This window comes from Peribacillus sp. P4_C12 (assembly GCF_056402095.1).
On sequence record NZ_JBFUIB010000890.1, the window covers coordinates 1 to 1,098 of the forward strand.

At 35.6% G+C, this 1,098-nt stretch carries 2 protein-coding genes; one reads left to right on the top strand and one right to left on the bottom strand.

Annotation, left to right across the window (positions count from 1 at the left end; genetic code table 11):
• Positions 1 to 109: 109 nt before the first annotated feature.
• On the top strand, positions 110 to 562 hold the full coding sequence (locus tag AC1DUW_RS29975) for an MOSC domain-containing protein (protein WP_477644329.1): 453 nt from the start codon (positions 110 to 112) through the stop codon (positions 560 to 562).
• 334 nt (positions 563 to 896) lie between these two features.
• On the opposite strand, the gene AC1DUW_RS29980 is transcribed toward AC1DUW_RS29975, so the two are convergent.
• A partial coding sequence (locus AC1DUW_RS29980) for a 2Fe-2S iron-sulfur cluster-binding protein (protein WP_477644330.1) occupies positions 897 to 1,098 on the bottom strand: 202 nt, incomplete at its 5' end.

Here is a 1,098-nt window from a genome sequence, read left to right on the forward strand (position 1 = left end):
CATTTAGTAAGGAAAATTGTAGTAATATAAAACTGTTAAAAGGTTTGGGAGTTGAAGGAGATGCCCATTTAGTAAGGAAAATTGTAGTAATATAAAACTGTTAAAAGGTTTGGGAGTTGAAGGAGATGCCCATTTAGGTAAGACAGTTAAGCATCGTTCACGTGTAGCGAATAACCCAAATCAACCTAACCTACGACAAGTTCACCTAATCCACTCTGAATTATTAGATGAATTGAAAGATAGCTTTAATGTTACAGCTGGACAAATGGGTGAAAATATCACCACACAAGGTATCGATCTTCTTGAATTACCTAGGGATACGGTTCTATATATTGGGGAAACAGCAGTTATTAAAGTAACTGGCTTACGAAATCCATGTATCCAAATAGATCAATTTAAACCAGGACTTATGAAAGCAGTTTTAGACCGAGATAAGCAGGGGAACTTGATACGGAAAGCAGGAATAATGAGCATAGTTTTGGAAAGTGGTGAGGTTCACCCTGGAGACCAGGTTAGAATTCAATTACCACTTTTACCTTATAGACCTCTTGAAAGGGTATAATGTTTTTATTTTCTCAGAAAAAATCAAACTAAATCAGCCAATAGTTTGTCAATAAAAACTTAAAATATTTGTTGCTATACTAAATCAAACAACCTTCCAATATTTTTGTTCGAAAAGTAATTAAGAATATAAGATTATTATCCAATCTATCCCGGGAACGACAGCGAACTTTTCAGCCTTAATTAACTGCCGATAGTCCTGAGTATTGTTTAATTAATGGCGCTTCAGACTCTATTTCATATCTTCCAGCTGCTGCTGATCACGAATCGGCTGCAGCTTATATTTTGAAGTTATGATGTTAAGAATGGTTCACTGAATAAAATATTGGTTCAATTTAATCAGCTGGCCTTGGTCCAGCGGCTATTCGAGAGTTTTCTACAGTCATGATCGGTCGAATGGTTATGTCTCCATTGACGAAAATTTGACAGGATAAACGCAAATGATCTTCCATTCCTTTTTCCTCAAAAGCCTTTTTTTCTTTATGTGTTACCTCACAAAAATCACCTGCCAATATTTCTACTCTGCAAGTCGTACAT